Below are 22147 nucleotides of genomic sequence, written 5' to 3'. Positions count from 1 at the left end.
GCGCCTTCGTTCAGGCAATACCGATTTCCGCCCGACGCATTGTCGTACGCCTGCGGCGGGCGTTAGGGGGCCAGGGCCGCGCGGGTGAGGGTGGTGGCGGTGTGGACGACGCTGGCGATCGCGTCCTCGGGGGCGACACCGTGCAGATCGGTGAGGTTGAAGAGCGCGTCGGCGCTGACCACGACCGCGAGATCGCGTTTGAGCTGGGCGAGGGCCTCGGGGTCGGTGGCCGCGAGGGTCTCGGCGACGGGGGAGAGGGCGTGCTCGATCAGGCCGAAGCGCAGGCCGGGGCGGGCGACGGCGTCGCCGGGGCGGGTGACGGTGGCCGCGATCATGGCGCGGACCACGCCCTGCCTGGCCAGCACGTGGCGGAGCAGGAACTCGGTGGCGACGGCGACGCGTTCGACCGGGTCGGCGGAGTCGGCGACGGGTGCGAGCGCTTCCGCCGGGGTGGGGAGCTGCCCGGCGATCGCCTCCTGCAACAGGCTGATCAGGTCGGGGAAGTAGCGGTAGGCGGTGGCCTCGGAGACCAGGGCGAGCCTGGCGACCTCGGGCATGGCCACTTCCCGGCCGGTACGGCTCAGTTCGGCCGCGGCCCGCACGATCGCGGTGCGGGTGCGGAGTTTCTGGTTGGCACGGCCCGCCGTGCTCTGCGCTGTCATCGGTCCACCTTTCGTCCGCCGGTTCCGCGGCCAGGAGCAAGTCGGCTCCCATGATGAGAGCAAGCTTGCATCGTATGACGCAAGCGCCCTACAGTCATGAGAGCATACTCTCACAAAGGAGCGAAACCATGGCTGACGTCTCGATCGTCGCCCCCGACGGGGGCGAGGTCATCGATCTGGGCCCCGCCCGGATACGCGTCCTGGAGGACGGCGCCACCACCGCGCACCGCCTCGGCATCGGCGAGATCACCCTTGCCCCGCGCAGCGCCGGGCCGCCCCAGCACCGGCACGCCGAGCATGACGAGGGGTTCTACGTGGTGGCCGGCACCGCCCGCTTCACCGTCGGCCGCACCGATCACGAGGCGCCGGCCGGCACGCTGGTGATGGTGCCGCCGGGGGCGCCGCACACCTTCGCCAACCCGGGCGACGAGCCGCTGGTGATGATCAATACGTTCACCCCGGACCTGTACGTGCGGTACTTCTCGGAACTCCGGGACACGCTCGCGAGCGCCCCGGAGAACCTCGCCCCCGCGCAGGTCACCGCCGAGGTGATGGAACGTTACGCCACCACGCCGGCAACGGACTTCGCCTGACGACCCTGGCGGCCGGTTCGCTTTCTAGGTGCGGGCGGCGCGGGGGTAGGGAGGGGCGTGGTCGGGAGTGCGTGTCGTGCGGGCGGTTCGCGGATCGTAGATTGGGGCCATGGTCGAGGCAGCATCCCAGGAGCCGTTGGAGCAGCAGCGCGCCGGGCGGGGGCGGCACGCCGCCCGCAGACCCGCCGGTGGCGGTGGCGGCGGGCTGCTGCGCTCGTCCGCGCTGATGGCGGTGGGGACGGTGGCCTCGCGGGCCACCGGGCTCATCCGGCAGGTGCTGCAAGCCGCCGCGCTCGGCACCGGCCTGCTGGCCACCACCTACAACCAGGCCAACACCGTGCCCACCAGCCTGTACTTCCTGCTCATCGGCGGCGCCCTGAACTCCGTGCTCGTCCCCCAACTGGTCCGGGCCCGCGCCACGCACCCGGACGGCGGCGCCGCCTTCGAGCAGCGGCTGGTCACCCTGGTGCTGTGCGTACTCGGCGCCGGCACCGCCCTGGCCGTGTGGGCGGCGCCCGTGATCATCAGCCTCTACCAGCGGGACACACCGGCCACGCACGACGCGTTCGAGCTGACGGTGGTCTTCGCCCGCTTCCTGCTCCCGCAGATCTTCTTTTACGGCGTGTTCAGCATCTTCGGCCAAGTCCTCAACGCCCGGCACCGGTTCGGGGCCATGATGTGGACGCCGGTCCTCAACAACGTCGTCCTGATCACCATGTTCGGCCTCTACCTCGGCCTGATGACGGTGCCCGGCCAGGTCGCGGACATCACCGGGGCGCAGGTCCGGCTGCTCGGGATCGGCACCACCGTGGCCCTGACCGTCCAAGCGCTCGCCCTGATCCCCTACGCCCACGCGGCGGGCTTCCGGCTGCGGCCGCGCTTCGACTGGCGGGGCGCGGGCCTGCGCAAGAGCGTCAGCGCCGCCCGGTGGACGCTGCTGTTCGTGCTGGTGAACCTGGTGGCGAGCACGGTGGTCACCCGCTTCGCCTCGGCCGCCGACGCCGCGCTGCCGGACAGCGGTGTCGGCTTCACCGCGTACAGCTACGCCCAGCAGATCTGGACCCTGCCGCAGGCGATCGTCACGGTCTCCCTGGTCACCGCGCTGCTGCCCCGGATGAGCCGTGCCGTGGCCGAGCGGCGGGTGGCCGACCTTCGCGCCGACCTGTCCCGCGCGCTGCGGGTCAGCGGGGTCGTCATCGTGCCGGCCGCGTTCTTCTTCCTCGCCTTCGGCCCGCAGATCGCGCAGTTGCTCTTCGCCCACGGCGCCGCCGGCGCCGCGGCCACCGCCCCGCTCGGCCGCATGCTGCAAGCCTTCGGACTCGGCCTGATCCCGTTCTCCGCCCAGTACCTGCTGCTGCGCGGCTTCTACGCCTTCGAGGACACCCGCACCCCCTTCCGGCTCGCGGTGTGCGTCGGCGCCGTCAACGTCGCTCTCGCCACGGGCTGCCACCTGCTCCTGCCGCCGCGCTGGGCGGTCACCGGCATGGCCGCCGCGTACGCCGTGTCGTACGGGATCGGCATGCTGCTGACCGCGCTTCGGCTGCGGCGGCGCACCGGAGGACTGCTCGACGGCCGGCGGATCTGCCGCACCTACGGCCGGCTGATCGCGGCCGCGACCTCCGCCGGGACCATCGGCTGGCTCGTCGCGCGCTCCTGCGCCCACGGCCTGGCCGCGGCCGTCTGGGCCCCGGCCCTCTCCCTCGCCGCCGGCGGCACCACGATGGCACTGCTCTTCCTGGTCCTGGCCCGGACCCTCAAAATCGCCGAGCTGCGCAACCTGCCGGGCCTGCGCTGAGATCCGCTTCCCAGGGTGCGCGGTCGCACCGGAAAGCCGCACGGACGGTCGGCGGATCTCCACCGAACGTCTGGTGGCCGCCGGGGTGCCGGTGCGCGCCATCGTCAACCCGCTGCGCGGGATCGCTCCCGTCCGACGTGCTCGCCTTGTCCCAGCGGCCCATCGCGGCGGCGGCGTTCGCGGAGAAGGGCGGCCCGGCGGCGTGGAAGAACCTGCCCGTGTGGGCGGCCGTCGGCACCGGTGACAAGGCGGCGGGCGCCGATGTCGTACGGTCCATGGCCGAGCGCGCGGGCGCGGACATCACCGACATCGACGGCTCCCACGTCATCATGATCTCCGAGCCTGACGCGGTGACCCAGGTCATCCTGACGGCGCTGGACAGCGCGAGCTGACGCCTGGGGCGGACCCGTGCGGCCCGGCCGCCGCGGGGGTTCGCCCGACCCCGGGGCGCGGGTCTCATCGTGGCTGGTCGCGCGGTTCCTCGCGCCCCTGAGGGGGCGCAGCCGGTGCCGGGGTCGGCGCCGGCCGGCGCTCCCGCCGGCGCCCGTGCCGGTTCCCTCGGCGGTCAGCGGGCTTCCGTGGCGAGCCTTCTGGCCAGGTCTTGGAGGCCGACGCTGTTTGATGCCTTGACCAGGACGACGTCTCCGCGGTGCAGTCGGCCGTGCAGGAGGGCGAGGGCTTCCGGGATGTCCTGGACCACCGCCAACTCCGGGGTCAGCCCGGTCTCCCGGGCCGCCTGGCGGGCGCCGTCGAGCACGGCCAGCACCTCCGCCCCGCCGCCCAGCCCGGCGATCAGTGCGAACCCGTGCCGTACGGCCGCGCCGCCGACCGCCTCGTGCTCGGCCGCCGACTTCTCGCCCAACTCGGCCATCTCGCCGAGGACCAGCACCTTGCGCCGGCCGCCCGCCAGCGCGTCCACCGCGCTGAGGGCGGCGCCCACCGAATCCGGGTTCGCGTTGTAGGCGTCATTGACGACGGTGATGCCGTCGGGCCGCTCCAGGATCTCCATCCGCCCGGGCGACCGCCGGACCGCGCCGGTCAGGGCGGCTGCGATGTCCGCCGGATCCAGGCCGAGGCCATGGGCGACGGCCGCCGCCGCCAGGGCGTTGGAGACGTGGTGGGAGCCGACCAGCCCGAGGGTGACACGCTCCCGCCGGTCACCGGCCACCAGCGTGAAGGAGGCGCGGCCCCCCTCGTCCCTGACGTCCTCGGCCCTGACGTCCGCGCCGGGGCCGGTGCCGAAGGTCAGCACCCGGGCGGCGGTCCGGCCGGCCATCGGCAGCACCAGCGGATCGTCGGCGTTGAGCACCGCTAGGCCGCCGTCGGCCGCCGCGGGCAGCGCCTCGACCAGCTCCCCCTTGGCCACCGCGGTCTGTTCCCGGCCGCCGAACTCGCCCAGGTGCGCGGTGCCGATATTGAGCACCAGGCCCACCTTCGGCGGGGTCAGGCCGGCCAGGTACGCGATGTGGCCCCTGCCGCGCGCGCCCATCTCCAGCACCAGGAAGTCGGTCTCAGCGGTGGTGCGCAGCGCGGTCAGCGGCAGGCCGATCTCGTTGTTGAAGGAGCCGACCGGCGCGATGGTCCGGCCGAACCGCTCGAGCACCTGTGCCAGCAGGTCCTTCGTGGACGTCTTGCCCGCCGAACCGGTCAGGCCCACCACCGTGGCCCGCGCGGCCCGGGTCAGCACTTCCTTGGAGAGGGCGCCGAGCGCCTTCACCGAGTCCTCGACGAGAACCGCCGGGGCGTCCACCGCGCGTTGGGCGAGGACCGCGACCGCGCCGGCCCGGACCGCCGCCGCGGCGAAGTCATGACCGTCGACCCGCTCACCCGGGATACAGACGAAGAGATCGCCGGCACCGGCGTCGCGGGAGTCGATGACCACCGCGCCGCTGACCACGGCGCCGGGGTGGCCGACCTGGAGCAGGGTGCCGCCGGTCACCTCGGCCACCTCACGGAGTGTCATCTCGATCATCGTCGGCCTCCTCCACGCCGTGGTCGTGGGGCGGTCCACATGACTCCACCGGCGGTTTCCACCGTACCTTCGGTCGCGACGATATGACGGAGGGTCACCGAAATTTTTTCCGCGGGCGGTCGGCGGGTGGTCGGGAGCCCCCGCCGTCCGCCCGACCGTCCGCCCGACCGCCCGTCCGCCCGACCGCCCGTCGCCCGACGCCCGCCCGAGGATCGCCCCCCGCCCCGGGATCGATGACCGGACGGCGATGTTGCGCCAGGTGAAGGTTCTGCGACAGCAGAGGGAACCGGGGTTCCTGCGACGCGAGGTGCTTCTTAGGGTCGGCATGCACGTATCGCACGCCATGCCCCACCGACTCGTCCCCCGTTGGAGGACCTCCGTGCGCGAGAAACTGCGCAAGAGCGTGATCACCTCGGCCGCCGCGACCACCGCCGCGACGCTCGGCCTGCTGCTGGGAGTGCCGGCCTCGGCCGCCTCCGCCGGACCCGGCGCGCCCGGGATCGGCGACCCGTACTACCCGACCTACGGCAACGGCGGCTACGACGTCTCGCACTACGCCCTCGACCTCGGCTATCAGCCCGCCACCGACACCCTCACCGGCACCACCACCATCACGGCCACCGCCACCCAGAGCCTGACCGCCTTCGACCTCGACTTCGCGCTGACGGTCAGCAAGGTCACGGTCGACGGCCGCCCGGCCGCCTTCGCCACCAGCGGCGAGCAGGAACTCGTGGTCACCCCGGCCCGTACGATCCCGCGCGGGAAGCACTACACCGTCGCGGTCACCTACTCCGGGGTGCCGTCGAGCGTGCAGCGCTACGGCTTCACCTCCTGGCAGCGCACCCCCGACGGCGGCGTGGCGGCGAACGAACCCGAGTCGGCCTGGTGGTGGTTCCCCAGCAACGACCATCCGTCCGACAAGGCCACCTATGACGTCGACATCACCGTGCCCAGCGGCGAACAGGCGATCAGCAACGGCCTGCTGGTCTCGCAGCGCACCCGCAGCGGACTGACCAGCTACCACTGGCGGCAGGACGACCCGCAGGCCACCTACCTCGCCACCCTGGCGGTCGGCCACTTCGACATCACCCACGGCAAGACCCGTACCGGCGTCCCGGTGATCAACGCGTACAGCACCGACCTGCCGGCCGCCACCGCCGCCAACGCCCGGGCCAGCGTCGAACGCACCGGTGAGATCATCGACTTCCTCAGCGGCTGGTTCGGGCCCTACCCCTTCCACGCGGCCGGCGGCTACGTCCCGGACGTCACGTCGCACTTCTCGCTGGAGGCCCAGACCCGGGTCTTCTACAGCCCCAACTTCTACACCTCGGCCCCCAACACCGATGTCGTCGCTCATGAGTTGGCCCACCAGTGGTGGGGCGACGACGTCTCGCTCGACCGCTGGTCGGACATCTGGCTGAACGAGGGATTCGCCAGCTACGCCGAGTACCTGTGGGCGGACCACCTCGGCCAGGGCACCCCGCAGGAGCTGGCCCGGCAGGTGTACGACGCGCACCCGGCCGACGACCCGTTCTGGACCGTCAAGCCCGGTGACCCGGGGCCGCAGAACCAGTTCGACGACGCGGTCTACGATCGCGGCGCCGTCGCCATCCAGGCGCTGCGCGACACCATCGGCGACAAGGCGTTCAAGAAGCTGCTCAAGGCGTGGCCGGCCCAGCACCACTTCGGCAACGGGACGATCGCCCAGTTCCAGCAGCTCGCCGAGCGGATCTCCGGTCAGGACCTGGCGTCGTTCTTCACCACCTGGCTCTACACCCCCGCCAAGCCCGCTTCCTTCCCGGCGTCCTGAGGATCCGCGCGGCTTTCCGAGGCCCACTGTGGCCCCTGAAGCCCCCTGAGGTCTGCTGAGGTTTCCCGAAGTATCCCGAGACCCGTCGCCCCGCCGGTGCGCCCGGCGGGGCGCGGTCGTGTGCTCCGGCGGCCGGGACACCGCTCTCCCGATGGTGGGATCATCCCGTCATTGCGCTGGTGGAGTGACAGCCGGGACAAGGTCTTTCCAAAGGCCGGTTTTCCCGCGACAGTCGGCATTACTCCATCCGGGCCCCTCTGGGCCTGTTGGCGAGAACGGAACGGAGGTCCCACCGTGACCATGGCGGAATGGCTGAAGCAGAATGTGACCACCGACGAGAGAGCGCTCGGCTGGTACAACGGACCGGAGTGCGAGGACCGCATCATCCGCGCCTACCGTGAATTGCTCAGCGGCTACGAGACAGACCCCTCGAAGATCCTCAAGACGACCTGCTTGGTGGAGGGAGAACACGCCGGTGTCGTCCGGGTGCACGACGCCAATTTCTTCTCCATCTGCGCGCACCACTTTCTGCCTTTCTTCGGAAAGATCAGCATCGCGTACGTACCGGGCGACCGAATTCTGGGGCTCGGCAAATTTCCCCGGCTGGTGCAGGCGTACAGCCGTCGCTTCCAGATCCAGGAGTATCTGGTGAAGGAGATCGCCGAGGAGATCATGTCCTCCGGCGGTGCCCAGGCGGTCCGGGTCACGTCAAGCGGCCGGCACATGTGCATGTGCAGCCGTGGGCCGTCCGACCAGACCGTCATCACCGACACCTCCTATGTGGCGGGCCACCAGGAGCTGTTGGGGAAGTACGGACTGGCCGAGTGATCCGGGCCCGGGTGGCGGGCGGCGCGCGTCGCCCGCCACCCGGGCGAGCAGACCGCCGCGGCGGCCGGTGGGGCGCCCCCGCCGACCGCCGCGGCGCCCCCCAACGGGAGAACCCTTGCTCCGCAGCTATGGAAGCGGTCCCGGCCGCGCCACGCCGGACGCGCCCCGGAAGGCCCGACGGCACGCGGCCCCGGTTCGCCGTCGGGCGGCCGCGACCCGCCGTCGGGTGGCCGCCACCTGGCTCGCCGGTGTGCAGGCCGCCATCGGACTCGGCGCGGTCTCACCGGTGAGCTCCGCCGTCCAGTCGTCGTTCGGCCTGTCCTTCTCCACGGTCGCCTGCGCCACCTCCTTCATAACGGCCGTCGGTGCGGTGTTCGGCATTCCGGCCGGGTGGTGGACCAGCCGCTTCGGCGCCGGCCGGGCGCTGCCGGCCGGCCTCGTCGTCATCGCGGTCACGGCCGGCCTCAGCGGCCTCGCCGACTCGTGGCTGCCGCTGCTCGCGCTGCGTACGGTGGAGGGGGCCGGCTATCTGCTGGTCTTCGTGGCCGGGCCGATCGTGCTCACCGGTATGACCAGCGGGCGCGGGCGGGCGGCGGCCCTCGCGCTGTGGGGCACCTGCGTCCCCACCGGACTGGCCGTCGCGGCGGCGGCGGGCGGGGCGTTCGGCGCGGCGCTGACCTGGCACGGCTGGCTCGCCGTCACGGCGATCGGCCCCCTCCTGCTGGCGGCCTACTTCCTCGCGGCCACCCCGCCACCAACGCCCCCCGGTTCCGCTTCCGCGCCCGGCCCCGCTGACGAGCCCACTGCCCGACCCCGGCCGGACTCCCCGCCGGTGGCCGGCGCGATCGCGGCGGCGGTGCGGTGGCCTGGGTCGGAGCGAGGGGTCCGGCCCCGGTCCGCGGGCGAGCCTGTGCCCGGCTCCCGGCCGGCGGCGGGTTTGCGCGCGGCGGCACGGCGGCTTCGGGTCGCGGGCACGGTTCGGCCGCGGTCCGAGGCCCGGCCCCGGCCCGGGTCGCGGTCCGGCCCGGCGGGGGCGACGGGGGCGGCGGAGGCGGCGAGGGTCGGGTCGCGGCGCCGACGGGCCGGCCGCGGGGACGAGCGGTGGGGCGAGGCGGTGGGGCGGTTCTGCGTGCTGGCCGGGGCGTATGCCCTGCTGTCGCTGATCGGGGTGGCCGTGGTGGTGATACTGCCGAGGTTTCTGGTCGAGGTGCGGCATCAGAGTGCCGCGGCGGCCGGCGCGGTCGTCGCGGTCGTCGCCGCCGCGAGCGCGGTGGGCGGTCTGCTCGCCAGCCGGCTGCTGCGCCGAGGTGTCCCCGTCAAAGCCCTCGTACCGCTGGCCGCGCTGATGCCGCTCGGCTGCGTCCCCGCCTTCTCCGCCGCCGTGCCGTCCGCCGCCGGCCTGGGCGGCGCGGTGGTCGTCCTGCTGGTGGACGGGCTGCTGATCTCCGCGGTCTTCGCCGCCGTACCGGCCGTCGCCCGCGGGCCGGCCGACGTCAACCTCGCCAACGGCGCCCTCGTCCAGTTCGGCAGCCTGGGGATTCTGACCGGCCCCCCGGTCTTCGGCCTGGTGGTGGGGTACACCGGCTGGAGCGGCACCGCCGCCGCGACACTCTGCTGTACGGCGCTCGCCTCGGGTCTGCTGCTCGTCACCGCCCACCGCGTCAGCGCGGCGGCCCCCGACCGACCGGCCGCCGCGCCCGGGCGGTGCGGGCCGGACCCCGGGGCGCCCGCCGAAACGCTCGGCCGGAGGTCCGAATGAGAATCGACTTTCTGCAACCCGTGGACAACGCCTATCGCGAATACTGTCTGCACTGCCGTGCGGCCGCCGTCGAATGGTGCACCGTCGGCGGCAGAAAGGAGTGCGTCTGCCGGGTGTGCGGCAGGCACTCGGCCCGGGCGCTGATCATCGACCCGGGAATTTCCTGGTGGACCGACGAGGTCGGTGAGTACTGGCACGAAAGCGCTGGCGTATTCGTCCGAGATCCGGCACGCCGCTTTCTTTTCTTCGAAAGGGTGGCTTTCCCGTTCTCGATGACGGTTCCCGCGGGCCATGTGGACCGGGGTGAAACCCCGGACGTCACCGCTGCCCGCGAACTCATGGAGGAAGTCGGAATCCGGGCCGGCCACCTTGAGCACATCGCCAGTGAGCGCCTGCGGGGAGACAGTTGCAGAAGAGGTTCCGACGCACATCTGTGGCACGCCTATCTTCTCGATGTCACCGCCGCCCCAGAAGTAACGGTGAACGACGAGGGCGAATCCCCGGTCTGGCTCTCCCTCGGCGAGGCCCGGTCGCGCCGGCTCACCTTCGCGGTGGAGACGATCATCGAGAAGCACGGCCGCCGACTGGTCGCCACCGCCGGGCGGCACTGAACCGCCGGGCGGGGCGCTGAACCGGCGGGCGACGCCGGATCGTTGAGCGGCGCTGGATCGCCCAGCGGCGCGGACCACACCGGTCAGGCGGACACCGCTGTCGGTGCCCGCCTGACCGGCGGCGGTCAGAAGTCGTTGTCGTAGGTGACGCTCTGCGGATCGTCGACCACATGCATCGCCGCTTCCTCGGCGGACGCCGCCCCGCCCGAGATGCCGACGTCGGTCGCCCACAGATCCGCGCTCTCGCCCTCGGCCAGCGGGACACCGGGGTCGTGGGAGACCAGCCGCCCGCTGCGGAGTTCGCCCACCTCCGGGTCGACGACCTCGCCGTCGGTGAGGGAGTCGCCCACCCCGTCCCCCCACAAGGGAGCGACGTCGGGCTCCTCCTCGGCGAGGAGCTGGTCGAGGGACTCGCCCCTGCGCTGCTCCTCGGCGGTGACACCGAAGCGGTTGACGCCCAGCGGCCGCTCCGGCGGTGAGTAGCCCTCGTCCTCGTCGTCTTCGAGTCCCCGGTCCTCAAGGGTGTCGAGCGGGTCGAGCAGCCCCTCGTCGTCCTGTACCTCGGAGCCGTCGGGCTGATACACCTCGTCGCCCATCAATTCGTCCTCGGGCATGCCCATCCTCCAGGTCCTGTGACGCCAGCCGTGCACTTCTACGCTAAAGCCCCTCCTGCCCAGCCCCTGTCCCACCCCCACAAAGTCCCCGCAGACCGGTCCGGCCCGCATCCACCTGCCCCAAGCCGCCGCCGACCTCCCGCCGGGGCCCCGTGTACTTGTCGGGGCCAGGGGAAGCGGGGCTAAAAGGGGCGCGAGGAACTGCGCGAGAAGCCCCACCGCACCCGCACCCGGCGATTCCCCGCAAGGATCTCCCCCGTCCCCGCCAGGGGCGAAGGGCACCGTGGACTTGCCCGGAGCGGGGGAAGCGGGGCTCAAAAGGGGCGCGAGGAACTGCGCGACCAGCCCAAGCGCACCCGCAGCCGGCGAAGCCCCGCAAGGGTCTCCCCCGTCCCCGCCAGGGGCGAAGGGCACCGTGGACTTGCCCGGGTAGGGGAAGCGGCGCTAAAAGCGGACGCGCCAAAGGCACCGCACCGCTCAGCCCGGCGGCACCTCCCGCACGACCTCGGCAGGTCGTTTGTCATCCCGCAACCCCAAAAAGCGCGGATGCCGCAGCATGCCGTCCCGTGTCCACTCGGTGAAACCGACCTGGGCGACCAGTTCGGGCGCGACCCAGTGCGGGGCGCGTTCACGGACCGGATCGGCGAAGGGAGACCGTGCCTGCTCCAGCGCGTCCATCCGGGAGCGCAGAGCCCGCAGCGTTCGCTCGTTGAAGCCCGTGCCGACCTTGCCGGCGTAACGCAGCCGGCGCCGCTCGTCGTAGTAGCCGAGCAGCAGCGCGCCGTAGCCGGTCCTGCTGCCGGCCGGCTCGGTGAAGCCGCCGATCACGAACTCCTGCCCGCCCTCGCACTTCAGCTTGAGCCAGTGAGTGGTCCGGCGGTGCTGGTACGGGGCGTCGGCGCGTTTGGCGATCAGCCCCTCCCAGCCCTTGGCGCACGCGTCGCGCAGCAGCCTGGCGTCGTTGGCCGAGTGGTTGCGGTGGGTGGTGTAGCGCAGCGGGCCGTGGAAGGCGAGGGCGCCGCGCAGCAGCGTCTTCCGGGTGCGCTGCGGCAGGCCCGTCGTGTCCCAGCCGTCGATGCCGAGCAGGTCGAAGAGGTAGTAGTGGACGGTGACCGGGCTGGCCCGTACCGCACGCGGATCCGTCAGGCCCATCCGCTGCTGGAGCAGCGAGAAGTCGGTACGGCCGTCCCGCAGCGCGACGATCTCACCGTCCACCGCGAAGTCGCCGCACGCCTGCTCGGCCAGCAGCTCGACGAGTTCGGGGTAGGTGCTGTTCATCACCCGGCCGGTACGTGAGACCAGCCGGACACCGTCGGCGTCGCGTACGGCCAGGGCCCGTACCCCGTCCATCTTCCGCTCGAAGAGCCAGCGTTCGTCGAAGGCGGGCGGCCGCCCGGTGAGGGTGGCGAGCATCGGGTGGTCGGCCAGCGCGAGCCGGTCCTCGGGGGCGGGGCGCAGCCGTACCTTCTCGACGGCGGGGAGCCGGGCGAGGTCGGCGGGCAGGGCGGGCTCGTCGGTGCCCCGGGCCCGGGACGATGCCCGCACGTCGGCCCCGGCGTCGGGCGCCCGCTCCCTCGGGGGGCTCACCCCTCAGCCTCCGCCGCCGCCACCTGCCGCAGCGTGCGCCCCGTCCGTACCGAACGGGCCCGCTCCGGGTCGGGCGTGGCGCCGCCCGGTTTGGCCGACCGGTCGGCCTCCTTGATCAGCAGCCACACCTCCCCCTCGCCGCGGTTGTTGCGGATCCGGGTGAGCGCGTAGCCGCCGTGCAGCTTGGCGCCGTTCATCCGGAAGGAGGCGTGGCCCTTGCGCAGGGCGTCGGCGAAGGGGATCTCCGCGCCCGAACGCCGGTCCCTGCTGAGGTTGCTGAAGTGCCCCTCGTCCCAGAGGATCACCGTCCCGCCGCCGTACTCGCCCTGAGCGATGACCCCTTCGAAGTGCCGGTACTCCAGCGGGTGGTCCTCGGTGGGCACCGCGAGCCGCTTGACCTGCGGATCGGGCGACGGGCCCTTCGGGACCGCCCACGACTTGAGGGCGCCGTCGACCTCCAGCCGGAAGTCGAAGTGCATGCTGCTCGCGTCGTGGATCTGGACGACGAAACGGTGTCCGCCGTCGCCATCGCCGCCGCCGCCGTCGTCCGCGCCGGCCCGCGCCTGGCTCTCGGCACCCGCCCGGGGTCCGTCCGGCTCGCCGGTCCTGGCGAAGTCCCGCTTGCGCCGGTACTCGTCCAGCGAATCCCTGGGGGCCACCACCGTCTCCCTCCGGTCACCTCTCGCGCGCGCTCGGATCCGATTCAGGTCGCTCGCGGAGTACGCGGATCACTGTCTGATCGCTCGCGGGCCGTTCCGTTCACCCGCCTCTCAGCGCCTCTCCATCCCGGCCGACCGGTAAACCGGACAGTTCGGGCACTCGGTCTAGACAGATCGGTCTGACCCGGCATCAGAGTGGGATCGCGACACGACCCCCATCAGCCCAAAGGCCCAACAACTTGACTTCAACAGACAGGTCTGTCTAATCTCATCCCCGACGTCGTTCCGCTCGGCGTCACCCTCCGGCACCAGGAGCCACCCGTGTCCAGTCGCCTCCGATTCGGTCCCACCGCCTCCCTCACCCTGCTCGCCTCGATCGTGGTGGCGCTGCTGGCCGCGTCCAGCGCCCCGACCCCGCTCTACGCGGTCTACCAACGGGAATGGGGCTTCTCGCCGATCACCACCACGGTCGTCTTCGGCGTCTACGCACTCGCCGTCCTCGCCGCGCTGCTCGTCTTCGGCCGGATCTCGGACCACATAGGCCGCCGCCCGGTGCTCTTCGCCGCGCTGGCCGGCCAGGCAGCCGCGATGGTGGTCTTCGCCACCGCGGGCAGCGTCGACGCGCTGCTCACCGCGCGGGTGGTCCAGGGTGTCTCCACCGGCGCCGCGCTCGGCGCGATCGGCGCCGGGCTGCTGGACATCGACCGGGTGCGCGGCGCGGTCGCCAACTCCTTCGCCCCCGCGACCGGCACCGCCACCGGCGCGCTGATCTCCGGGATCGTCGTGCAGTACCTGCCGTCGCCGACGCACCTGGTCTATCTGCTGCTGCTCGGCGTCTTCGCCCTCCAGGCGCTCGGCCTGGTCGCGCTGCCGGAGTCGGTGAGCCGCAAGCGCGGCGCGCTGGCCAGCATGAAGCCCGACATCGGGCTGCCGCGCGCGGCCCGCGGGTCGGTCGCCATCGCCGCCCCGGTGCTCTTCGCGGTCTGGGCGCTGGCCGGCTTCTACGGGGCGCTCGCACCAGGCATCACCGCCGGCCTGGTGCACTCCCACTCGGTGGTCTACGGCGGCCTCGGCCTCTTCGTCTTCGCCGCCGCCGGCGCCCTGTCCGTGCTGGTGCTGCGCGCCACGCCGACCCGTACGGTGATGGTGCTCGGCGTGATCTCGCTGATCGTCGGGGTCGGGGTGACGCTGCTCTCGATCGGTTCCGGCGCGGGCGGTACGGCCTCGGTGACCGGCTTCTTCGTGGGCACCGCGGTGGCCGGTGTGGGCTTCGGCGGCGGTTTCCAGGGCGGTATCCGGCTGGTGGTGCCGCTGGTGGAGCCGCATGAGCGGGCCGGGGTGCTGTCGCTGCTCTACGTGGTGTCGTACCTGGGCATGGGCGTGCCCGCGGTCATCGGCGGTGTGCTGGTGGTGCACGGCGGCGGGCTGCTCGACACCGCGCGGGAGTACGGCGTCGCGGTGGTCGTGCTGGCCGCCGCCGCGCTGGCCGGGCTGCTGCTCAGCGGGGACCGTACGCCGCGGGCCACCGGGCGGATCGTCGCCAGGTCCGGCGCCGGACCGCTGGCGGACGCCGGACAGCCGGCCGGCCCGGCGACCGCCGCCGAGCCCGTACGTGGGCCGGTCCGTCAGCCAGAGCCGATCCGTGAGCCGGCCCGCGCTTCGGTGGCGGCAGGGGCGGAGGCCGCGGAACAGGCGGCCCGGCCGGCCGCTGAGAGCTAAGCTAGACAGACCTGTCTGACCAGTTGATGGGGATGAGGGACATGGTGACCAGGACACCCGACGGGAACCCGGGCCCGGCCGAGCCCGCCGCGGCGGCGCTCGCCGAGCGGTCGGCGACGCGGCCCACGACACCCAACACGCCGGCGGCGACCGGAGTGCGCCCCACGCCCGCCGGGCCCGCCGCCCCCACCACGCCCAAGCGGTCCGCGGCCAAGGCCGGGAACAAGGCCGGGGCCAAGGGGGCCCCGGCCCCCGCGGGCAAGGCCCAGGCCAAACCCTCCGCCCGCGACCGCCTGCTCGCCGCCGCCAACGATCTCTTCTACCGCGACGGTGTGCAGAGCGTCGGCATCGACCGGGTCATCGAGCACGCCGGGGTCGCCAAGGCGTCCCTCTACAACGCCTTCGGCAACAAGGAAGGGCTGGTCCGCGCCTATCTCGAAGGCCGCCACGACCGGGTCGAGGAGCGCGTCAACCGGACCCTGACCCGTTTCCGTACCCCCCGGGAGCGGCTGCTCGGCGTCTTCGACGCGGCCGGCGAGACGGTGACCGCGCCGGGATTCAACGGCTGTGCTTTCGTCGCCGCGTCGGCCGAGGCCCACCCCGGCGGCGCCATCGAGTCCGTCTCCGACGACCACCGCGGCTGGATGCGCGCGCTGCTCACCGAACTCGCCGCCGAGGCGGGCGCGGCCGAGCCCGAAGTGCTCGCGCAGCAATTGCACTTGCTCTACGACGGCGCGGTGCTCTCCGGCCGGATGGACCGCGACCCGTCGGCCGCCACCGCGGCCCGTGCGGCGGCCACCGTGCTCTTCGACGCGGCCCCCAGGAACCCTGTGCGGCGACCGGCCGCCGGCCTGCCGGAAACGGGCCCCGCCGCAGGCTGAGCCCGTCGGCTGGCGGTCACTCGAGAAGCCGATGACCGCTCGGGTGGCCGTATCCCTAATGTCGGTTTTACAGTGAATTGGTGGATGTGTGAGTTCCGGGGCTAGAAGCCCGGACGACATCCGGGGGCCCGGCGAAGTCCGGTGGCCTGAGCGGTCGGGACCAACTCGGCCGTAAATGAACTTCACTTCCGACATGGAACGAAGGAGGTGGCTTGAATGGCCACCCATTCGACCGACACGTCCCATTTGGACACCCATCCCGACCTGGTGTCCCTGCGAGACCGGCACACGGCGATGTCGCACAAGCCGGTGAGCAACATGCTGGAGGGCCTGTGCATCATCACGGGCCTTTACCTGGCGATCTCGCCCTGGGTGATCGGTTTTCAGAACTTCAGCCAGAGCCTGCGGGTGACCAACCTGATCATGGGCATCGCGCTCGCCGTGCTGGGCTTCAGCTTCGGGTCGGTCCTCGAGCGGGCCCACGGCCTCGGCTGGGTCGTAGCGGCGATCGGTGTGTGGACGATCATCGCCCCTTGGGTGGTGTCCGGGCATCCGGTGTTCTACAAGATCATCTGGAACAACTCGTTCACCGGGGGTGTGGCGGTCCTCGTCGGCCTCGCCACGATGGCCCTCGGTCTGATGGCGACCCGGCGACTCAGCCGCCGATCCTGACATACGTCCGCAGGGACGTATTGACGGCAGCATGACCCGCCGGACAGTGGGCGGCCCCGCTCAGGGGCCGCCCACACCCATGCCGGGCCTCCTGCCGGCGGGACTCCCGGGACTCCCGGGACTCCCGCCCGCCCCCGGGTCTCAGGGCGCGCTCGTCTTCGGGGTGCCGCGCAGCGCCGAGGCGGTGGCCGCGAGCAGGGACATCGCCGCGGCGGTCGCGAAGACGATGATCAGACCGTGGTGGAAGGGCGACGAGATCAGATGCGGGAAGAACTCCTTGCCGGTCAGCACCGCCCGGTTGTGCGCGGGCAGCCGGGCCAGCGTGCCGGACGGCTTGAGCAGCGTCTCGATCGGATTGATGCCGAGGAACGCGGAGAACACCGTGGAGACCGGCGGCAGTCCGGCCGCCTGGTGCGCCACCCCCGGCGGTACGCCCTGGGCCCGCAGCCCGGCCTCCAGCGCGCCCGGCAGCCGGTTGGCCAGTCCGATGATCAGCAGTGAGAAGAAGACACCGATGGAGAGCGACGTACCGGAGTTCTGGAAGGTCGACCGCATGCCGGAGGCGGCTCCCCGGGTGGACGCCGGCACACTGCTCATGATCGCCGAGGTGTTCGGCGCCGAGAACATCCCGGAACCCATCCCGTTGAGCAGCACCAGCAGCGCGAACGCCCAGTACGGGAAGTCGATCGGCAGCAGGAGCAGCCCGACGAAGCTGGCGCCGAAGAGCACCAGGCCGCCGGTGGTGAACCAGCGCACCCCGAACCGGTCGGACAGCGTGCCGGAGACCGGCCCGGCGAGCAGAAAGCCCGCGGTCAGCGGCAGCAGGAAGATGCCGGCCCACAGCGGCGCGTCGGCGAAGTCGTAGCCGTGCAGCGGCAGCCAGATGCCCTGCAACCAGATGATCAGCATGAACTGGAGCCCGCCGCGGGCGACCGACGCCAGCAGCGCCGCCGCGTTGCCCGCCGCGAAGTGCCGGTTGCGGAAGAGCGCGAGGTCGAACATGGGCTGCGCCACCCTCGTCTCCACCATCCCGAAGACGATCAGCAGGACCGCGCCGGATATCAGACCGGTGAGCACCTTGGGGCTGGTCCAGCCCATGGTGTCGTGGCCGTAGGGCTGGATGCCGTAGGTGATGGAGATCAGGATCAGACCGCAGCCCAGCGCGAAGGTGAGGTTGCCCCACCAGTCGATCCTGGCCGGCTGGCGGGCGGATATCTCGCGCAGCGAGCGGTACGCCCAGATGGTGCCGAAGACGCCGACCGGCACATTGACCCAGAAGACCGCCCGCCAGTCCCACGCGGAGAGCAGTCCGCCGAGCACCAGGCCGATGAACTGCCCGGACAGCGCCGCGATCTGGTTGATGCCCAGCGCCATGCCGCGCTGCCTGGCCGGGAAGGCGTCGGTGAGGATCGCCGCCGAGTTGGCCATCAGCATCGCGCCGCCGAGCGCCTGCACGATCCGCCAGGCGATCAGCCACATCGCGCCCTTCCCGCCGTGCGCCGGGTCGAAGGAGAGCGCCACCGAGGCGAGGGTGAAGACGACAAAGCCGAGGTTGTAGATCTTGACCCGGCCGACGATGTCGCCGAGCCGGCCGAGGCTGACCACCAGGACCGCGGTGACCAGCAGATATCCCATGATCATCCACAGCAGATAGCTGATGTTCCCGGCGGCGAAGGGGTCCAGGTGGATCCCGCGGAAGATGGCCGGCATGGAGATGATCACGATCGAGGAGTCGACCGTCGCCATGAACATCCCCAGGCTGGTGTTGGACAGCGCCAGCCACTTGTAGGAGTCGGACCCCTGGGCGGAGCCGGCGGACTCGGGGCGGTCCGCGCCTCCGGCGACGGCGGGGGACGCGGCCCCGGCGGCCTCAGACATGGGGGGTGATCCTCTCCAGCAGCGGGATGGCGGCGGCCAGTCGCTCCTGTTCCGCGGGGGTGAGTTCGGCGGCGATCGCGGCGGTCAGCCGGCGGGCCCGCTCGCGGCGGGCGCCGTGCAGTCCCTCCCGGCCGGCCTGGGTGAGCGAGACGACCATCCGGCGGCCGTCGGCCGGGTCCTGGTCACGGCCGACCAGGCCGCGGTCCTGGAGGGCGCCGACGATCGTGCACATCGACTGCGGGCGGATGCCTTCCGCGGCGGCCAGTTCGGAGGCGGTGGCCGGGCCGTCCCGGTCGAGCCGGACCAGGGCGGAGGTCTGGGAGAGGGTGAGTTCGCCGTCAGGACGGAATTGGCGGAGCCGGCGCACCAGCGGGCCGAGCGCGGCCCGCAGCTCGGTGGCGGTCCGCGCGGCGAGGTCCCCGGCGGGGTCCGGGGCGGGTTCCGCGAGGGCGGCAGCGGGCGGGGCGGGGTCCGGGGCGGCGCCAGTCCGTACGAGGCCGGTCGGGGCGGGTTCCGCGGGGGCGGCCTGCTCGGGAGGGCCGGTGGGAAGGCCGGTCGGACCGCCGGTTCCGGCGCGGCTGGTTGACATAATCTTCAGTATAAACTTAGCAGTCCAGCCTTATGGTATAGCTGACGTCATGAGTGAATCTTCAACCTCCCCCACCGGCTCCCTGACCGCGACCACGATCAGCATCGCGGGACACGGCGACGACCGGATCGAGGCGTACCTGGCCCGCCCCGAGGGTGAGACGACCCGGGGCGGCGTCGTCGTCATCCACCACATGCCCGGCTACGACCGGGCCTCGAAGGAGATCACGCGCCGCTTCGCCGAACTCGGCTACGACGCCATCTGCCCGAACCTCTACCACCGCGACGCCCCCGGTGCCGCGCCCGACGACGCCGCGGCGGTCGGCCGCGCCAACGGCGGTGTGCCGGACGAGCGGCTGGTCGGCGACGTGGCCGGCGCCGCCGCCCACCTGCGCTCGCTGTCCACCTCCAACGGCAAGGTCGGCACGATCGGTTACTGCTCCGGCGGCCGGCAGTCCGTACTCGCCGCGTGCAGCACCCCGGTCGACGCGGCCGTCGACTGCTACGGCGCCTTCGTCACCGGCGTGGTCCCCGAGGGCTTCCCGATGAAGATCACCACCCTCGTAGACAAGCTGCCCGACCTCGGCGCACCGCTGCTCGGCCTCTTCGGCGCCGAGGACCAGTACCCGAGCCCCGAGCAGGTCGCCGAGCTCGACCAGCGGCTGACCGACCTCGGCAAGGAGTTCGAGTTCCACAGCTACGAGGGCGCGGGCCACGCCTTCTTCGCGGTGGACCGCCCCAGCTACAACGTGCCCGCCGCCAACGACGGTTGGGAGCGGATCGAGACGTTCTTCGGCCGCCACCTCGGGAGCTGACCATGTGCACCTACCTCACCGTCAAGGACGAGATCGACGGCAGTGCCAAGGGCCCGAACGGCTCCTGGTTCCATGTCTCCGACGTGACCGTCTACTTCGACCACCCGGTCCACGCGATGGCCGAGCACACCCTGAACATCGACTTCACCGACCCGTCGAAGGGCCCGTCGGCGCGGGTCGCCGTCGAGCTGACCGCCGACTCCGCGCGGAAGCTGGTGGCCGCGATCCAGGAGGCGCTGGACGCGGTGCCGGCGGAGATGCAGCGGGCGTGAGGCGCGGGATTCGCTGAGGCCGTACGGACAGTCCGGACCGTACGGGCCGTTTGGCCGGCGAACCATGACGGCGGCCCGGGGACGCGGTCCCCGGGCCGCCGTCATCGGTGCCCGGGTCGGCGGGGTGTGCCAAGGCTCTGTCGAGGGGCCGTCCAGGCGACCCGTAAAGTATGAATTGAACCCATATGGCACCACGAATCGACCCCGATGATCGAGTCCATGGGCGGTCAGGGCTTCCCGTTCACGAGCTTTTTGCGCATGCTTTGAGTACCCGAGTGTCGTGACCCATGGCTTTCGGGCGACAATGCGGAAGTCGAAGCGTGAGCGGTCGACCCTTAACGAAGCGAGGATCCCATGTTGCGAAACGGGCTGGAGCCGTGGCACCTGATCGTGGTGGCGATCGTCGTCATCGTGCTCTTCGGTTCCAAGAAGCTGCCGGAGGCCGCCCGCGGCCTCGGTAAGTCGATGCGCATCCTGAAGTCCGAGGCCAAGGCGATGAAGACCGACGACACGCCCGCCGCGGGCAGCGCGCCGGCCTCCTCGACGGTCCAGGCCCCCGAGGCGATCACCCCCAGCGACGTGGTCCCCGCGCACGAGGCCGGCGCCGCGAAGGCGGAGCCGCAGCACTCGAGCGTCAAGTAGTCCGGAGGGGCGGCCGGCGTGCCCCGGGCCGACCGGACCGCCCGGGCCGCTCCCTGCCGCCGTCGCCGGACCACCGGCCGGCGGCCGGTCGCTCGCGCGCTCCCTGCCCAGGGCTTCGTCTCGGGGTAGCCCCAGCGCCCCTGATGGTGCGGGTTCGCCGCGGCGACCAGCCGCGTACCGGCGGATGATCGGGCGATCGAGCGCGGCCGAGCGGGCCGAGCGGATGCAGTAGTACGGATCGACGCCGCCCCGGACCTCCCTCCGTCCGGGCCCGGCTGACTTGGTACGTTCATGTCAGGACGTCCGGGTTTCGGGCGAGTGAACCGGGTGGCACAGTGGGGGGCCTGTGGGGGCATCGGGGTTGGGGGCGGCCGCGCACGCGGTGCCCCCGGAGTTCGTCGCGGGGTTTCCGGAGGCGCTCGCGGAGGTCTCCCGAAGCTGTCGCACCCTCAGCCGGGCGGAGCGGGAGAGCCGGCGGGTGCTCGGTGAGCAGGCCGCCAACTCCGGGCTGGCCTTACGGGAACTCACCGCGGAACACCTCGCCGCCGCCCGCCGCGCCTGGCCGCACCTGCCGGGGGTGACCGCCGCGCACGACGCGGCCGAACTGCGCCGGGTCGGCAGCGCCGTACTCACCGCGCTGGAAACGGGTATCGCCGCGCTCGCCGAGGGCCACGACCGGGCCCAGCGCCACGCCGTCCACCGCGCGGAGGCGGAGCGCCGGGCTTTCGTGGACGCGCTGCTCTACGGACGCAGCGACCCCGGACAGATCGCCGAGCAGGCCGAGCGGTACGGGCTGCGGCTGGCGGACCGGCACCTGGTCGCGGTCTCGGCCGCGCCCGAGGGGCAGACCTACGACCGTACGCATCCGCTGGTCCAGCGGGTGGAGCGGGAGTTGGCCGGGCGGTTCGGTGACCACGACGCGCTGATCGCGCCCAAGGACGGCCGGCTGGTGTGTATCGCGCCGACCACGCAGCAGGCGGTGCTGGACGCGTTCGTCAAGCTCACCGCGAGCCACCGGGTCGCGGTCAGCCGCCCGCACAGCGGCGCGCCGGGTGTGGTCCGCTCCTACGAGGAGGCGCTCAGCGCGCTCGACCTCGCCGACCGGCTGGGCCTGACCGCGCCGGTCCTCAACGCCGCGGAACTGGTGGTCTTCCCGGTCCTGCTGCGGGACCGGGCGGCGATGGCCGACCTCATCCGTACGGTGCTGGGGCCGCTGGCCCACGCGCGGGGCGGCGCGGAGCCGCTGCTCGAGACGATCACGGCGTACGCGGCGGCGGGCTACATCGGGGCGGAGGCCGCGCGGCGGCTGGACCTGAGTGTGCGGGCGCTTTCTTATCGGTTGGAGCGGATCGCTGCGCTGACTGGGTTTGACCCTGATGACGCGTTGCAGCGGTACACCCTGGAGACGGCCGCGCTAGGCGCCCGCCTCATGAACTGGCCCACCCGCCCCCTCTAACCTCCCCCTCCCCGGGGCGCGGTTGCCTTCCCGGCGGGGGGCGCGGTCGCTCCCGGCCTGCGGGCCCGTCGTGGTTGCCCGCGCAGTTCCTCGCGCCCCTTGGGGGGCCGGAGTTGGCGCTTTGTTTGGCGTCTCGGGGGTGCCGCGTACCTGTGCCCCAAAGGGGCGCGGGGAACTGCGCGACCAGCCACAATGCAGCCGCAGCCCGGATGAGACGGAAGCACCCCGTTGGATCCGCTCAGGCACTCCGAGGTTGCCGCAAAGCTTCGGGGCGGCGGGCCCGGGCCCAAAGGGGCGCGGGGAACTGCGCGACCAGCCACAGCGCAGCCGCAGC

The 22147-nt window shown here is 72.3% G+C and carries 21 protein-coding genes; 14 read left to right on the top strand and 7 right to left on the bottom strand.

Annotated features, from left to right (window positions below; translation table 11 throughout):
* Window positions 1–62 precede the first annotated feature (62 nt).
* Window positions 63–662, bottom strand: coding sequence for a TetR/AcrR family transcriptional regulator (locus tag OG519_RS13655; protein ID WP_405583001.1), 600 nt, complete (start codon window positions 660–662; stop codon window positions 63–65).
* Window positions 663–790: 128 nt separating this feature from the next.
* Between OG519_RS13655 and OG519_RS13650 the strand changes: the two genes are divergently transcribed.
* The 3 genes from OG519_RS13650 to OG519_RS13640 all read left to right on the top strand — a co-directional run bounded on the left by OG519_RS13650 (window position 791) and on the right by OG519_RS13640 (window position 3442).
* Window positions 791–1255 (top strand): cupin domain-containing protein, encoded by a 465-nt coding sequence (locus OG519_RS13650; RefSeq protein ID WP_405582999.1) that lies wholly within the window; start codon window positions 791–793, stop codon window positions 1253–1255.
* Window positions 1256–1364: 109 nt separating this feature from the next.
* The gene (gene murJ / locus OG519_RS13645) at window positions 1365–3050 is read left to right on the top strand and encodes a murein biosynthesis integral membrane protein MurJ (protein ID WP_405582997.1); all 1686 of its coding nucleotides are present in this window, start codon (window positions 1365–1367) and stop codon (window positions 3048–3050) included.
* Window positions 3051–3196: 146 nt separating this feature from the next.
* Window positions 3197–3442 carry an alpha/beta fold hydrolase gene (locus OG519_RS13640; protein ID WP_405582995.1) on the top strand — a complete coding sequence of 82 codons (246 nt, stop codon included), beginning with the start codon at window positions 3197–3199 and terminating at the stop codon, window positions 3440–3442.
* 173 nt (window positions 3443–3615) lie between these two features.
* Here the strand turns inward: OG519_RS13640 and murF are convergent, their stop codons facing one another.
* Window positions 3616–5022: a UDP-N-acetylmuramoyl-tripeptide--D-alanyl-D-alanine ligase gene (gene murF, locus OG519_RS13635; protein ID WP_405582994.1), complete on the bottom strand. Its 1407-nt coding sequence runs from the start codon at window positions 5020–5022 to the stop codon at window positions 3616–3618.
* Window positions 5023–5365: 343 nt separating this feature from the next.
* Between murF and OG519_RS13630 the strand changes: the two genes are divergently transcribed.
* The 4 genes from OG519_RS13630 to OG519_RS13615 all read left to right on the top strand — a co-directional run bounded on the left by OG519_RS13630 (window position 5366) and on the right by OG519_RS13615 (window position 10030).
* Window positions 5366–6832 (top strand): M1 family metallopeptidase, encoded by a 1467-nt coding sequence (locus OG519_RS13630; protein WP_405592712.1) that lies wholly within the window; start codon window positions 5366–5368, stop codon window positions 6830–6832.
* A 300-nt stretch (window positions 6833–7132) separates the two neighbouring features.
* Entirely contained in the window at window positions 7133–7660 is a 528-nt protein-coding gene (gene folE / locus OG519_RS13625; RefSeq protein WP_405592710.1) for a GTP cyclohydrolase I, read from the top strand.
* Between the two features lie 226 nt (window positions 7661–7886).
* Window positions 7887–9419, top strand: coding sequence for an MFS transporter (locus OG519_RS13620; protein ID WP_405582992.1), 1533 nt, complete (start codon window positions 7887–7889; stop codon window positions 9417–9419).
* Complete coding sequence (locus OG519_RS13615; protein WP_405582990.1) at window positions 9416–10030, top strand: NUDIX hydrolase; 615 nt, start codon at window positions 9416–9418, stop codon at window positions 10028–10030. The genes OG519_RS13620 and OG519_RS13615 overlap by 4 nt, the downstream gene beginning before the upstream one ends.
* A 125-nt stretch (window positions 10031–10155) precedes the next feature.
* Here the strand turns inward: OG519_RS13615 and OG519_RS13610 are convergent, their stop codons facing one another.
* From OG519_RS13610 to OG519_RS13600, 3 genes are all read right to left on the bottom strand, one after another.
* Window positions 10156–10644 (bottom strand): DUF5709 domain-containing protein, encoded by a 489-nt coding sequence (locus tag OG519_RS13610; RefSeq protein WP_405582988.1) that lies wholly within the window; start codon window positions 10642–10644, stop codon window positions 10156–10158.
* Between the two features lie 477 nt (window positions 10645–11121).
* Complete coding sequence (ligD, locus tag OG519_RS13605; protein WP_405582986.1) at window positions 11122–12231, bottom strand: non-homologous end-joining DNA ligase; 1110 nt, start codon at window positions 12229–12231, stop codon at window positions 11122–11124.
* Window positions 12228–12890, bottom strand: coding sequence for a DNA polymerase ligase N-terminal domain-containing protein (locus OG519_RS13600; RefSeq protein ID WP_405582985.1), 663 nt, complete (start codon window positions 12888–12890; stop codon window positions 12228–12230). The genes ligD and OG519_RS13600 overlap by 4 nt, the downstream gene beginning before the upstream one ends.
* A gap of 321 nt (window positions 12891–13211) precedes the next feature.
* On the opposite strand from OG519_RS13600, the gene OG519_RS13595 reads away from it, so the two are divergent.
* The 3 genes from OG519_RS13595 to OG519_RS13585 all read left to right on the top strand — a co-directional run bounded on the left by OG519_RS13595 (window position 13212) and on the right by OG519_RS13585 (window position 16162).
* On the top strand, window positions 13212–14609 hold the full coding sequence (locus OG519_RS13595; RefSeq protein WP_405582983.1) for an MFS transporter: 1398 nt from the start codon (window positions 13212–13214) through the stop codon (window positions 14607–14609).
* A gap of 41 nt (window positions 14610–14650) precedes the next feature.
* A complete protein-coding gene (locus OG519_RS13590; RefSeq protein ID WP_405582981.1) occupies window positions 14651–15490 on the top strand; it encodes a TetR/AcrR family transcriptional regulator in 840 nt (279 codons plus the stop codon).
* 216 nt (window positions 15491–15706) lie between these two features.
* Entirely contained in the window at window positions 15707–16162 is a 456-nt protein-coding gene (locus tag OG519_RS13585) for an SPW repeat protein (protein WP_405582979.1), read from the top strand.
* Between the two features lie 141 nt (window positions 16163–16303).
* Here OG519_RS13585 and OG519_RS13580 read toward each other — a convergent pair whose 3' ends face one another.
* Complete coding sequence (locus OG519_RS13580) at window positions 16304–18040, bottom strand: MFS transporter (RefSeq protein ID WP_405582977.1); 1737 nt, start codon at window positions 18038–18040, stop codon at window positions 16304–16306.
* Window positions 18033–18629, bottom strand: a complete 597-nt coding sequence (locus tag OG519_RS13575; protein ID WP_405582975.1) for a MarR family winged helix-turn-helix transcriptional regulator — start codon at window positions 18627–18629, stop codon at window positions 18033–18035. Before OG519_RS13575 ends, OG519_RS13580 begins: the two co-directional genes overlap by 8 nt.
* 49 nt (window positions 18630–18678) lie before the next feature.
* Between OG519_RS13575 and OG519_RS13570 the strand changes: the two genes are divergently transcribed.
* The 4 genes from OG519_RS13570 to OG519_RS13555 all read left to right on the top strand — a co-directional run bounded on the left by OG519_RS13570 (window position 18679) and on the right by OG519_RS13555 (window position 21813).
* Entirely contained in the window at window positions 18679–19443 is a 765-nt protein-coding gene (locus OG519_RS13570) for a dienelactone hydrolase family protein (protein ID WP_405582973.1), read from the top strand.
* A 2-nt stretch (window positions 19444–19445) separates the two neighbouring features.
* Entirely contained in the window at window positions 19446–19715 is a 270-nt protein-coding gene (locus OG519_RS13565) for a DUF6295 family protein (RefSeq protein WP_405582971.1), read from the top strand.
* 354 nt (window positions 19716–20069) lie between these two features.
* On the top strand, window positions 20070–20357 hold the full coding sequence (tatA, locus tag OG519_RS13560; protein WP_405582969.1) for a Sec-independent protein translocase subunit TatA: 288 nt from the start codon (window positions 20070–20072) through the stop codon (window positions 20355–20357).
* 346 nt (window positions 20358–20703) lie between these two features.
* Window positions 20704–21813, top strand: coding sequence for a PucR family transcriptional regulator (locus OG519_RS13555; protein ID WP_405582967.1), 1110 nt, complete (start codon window positions 20704–20706; stop codon window positions 21811–21813).
* Window positions 21814–22147: the final 334 nt, after the last annotated feature.

The organism is Streptomyces sp. NBC_01190 (genome assembly GCF_045039895.1).
In the GTDB taxonomy this organism is placed as follows: domain Bacteria; phylum Actinomycetota; class Actinomycetes; order Streptomycetales; family Streptomycetaceae; genus Actinacidiphila.
The sequence above is the reverse complement of the archived record's forward strand: the minus strand, read 5'-3'. Positions and strand labels throughout refer to the sequence as shown.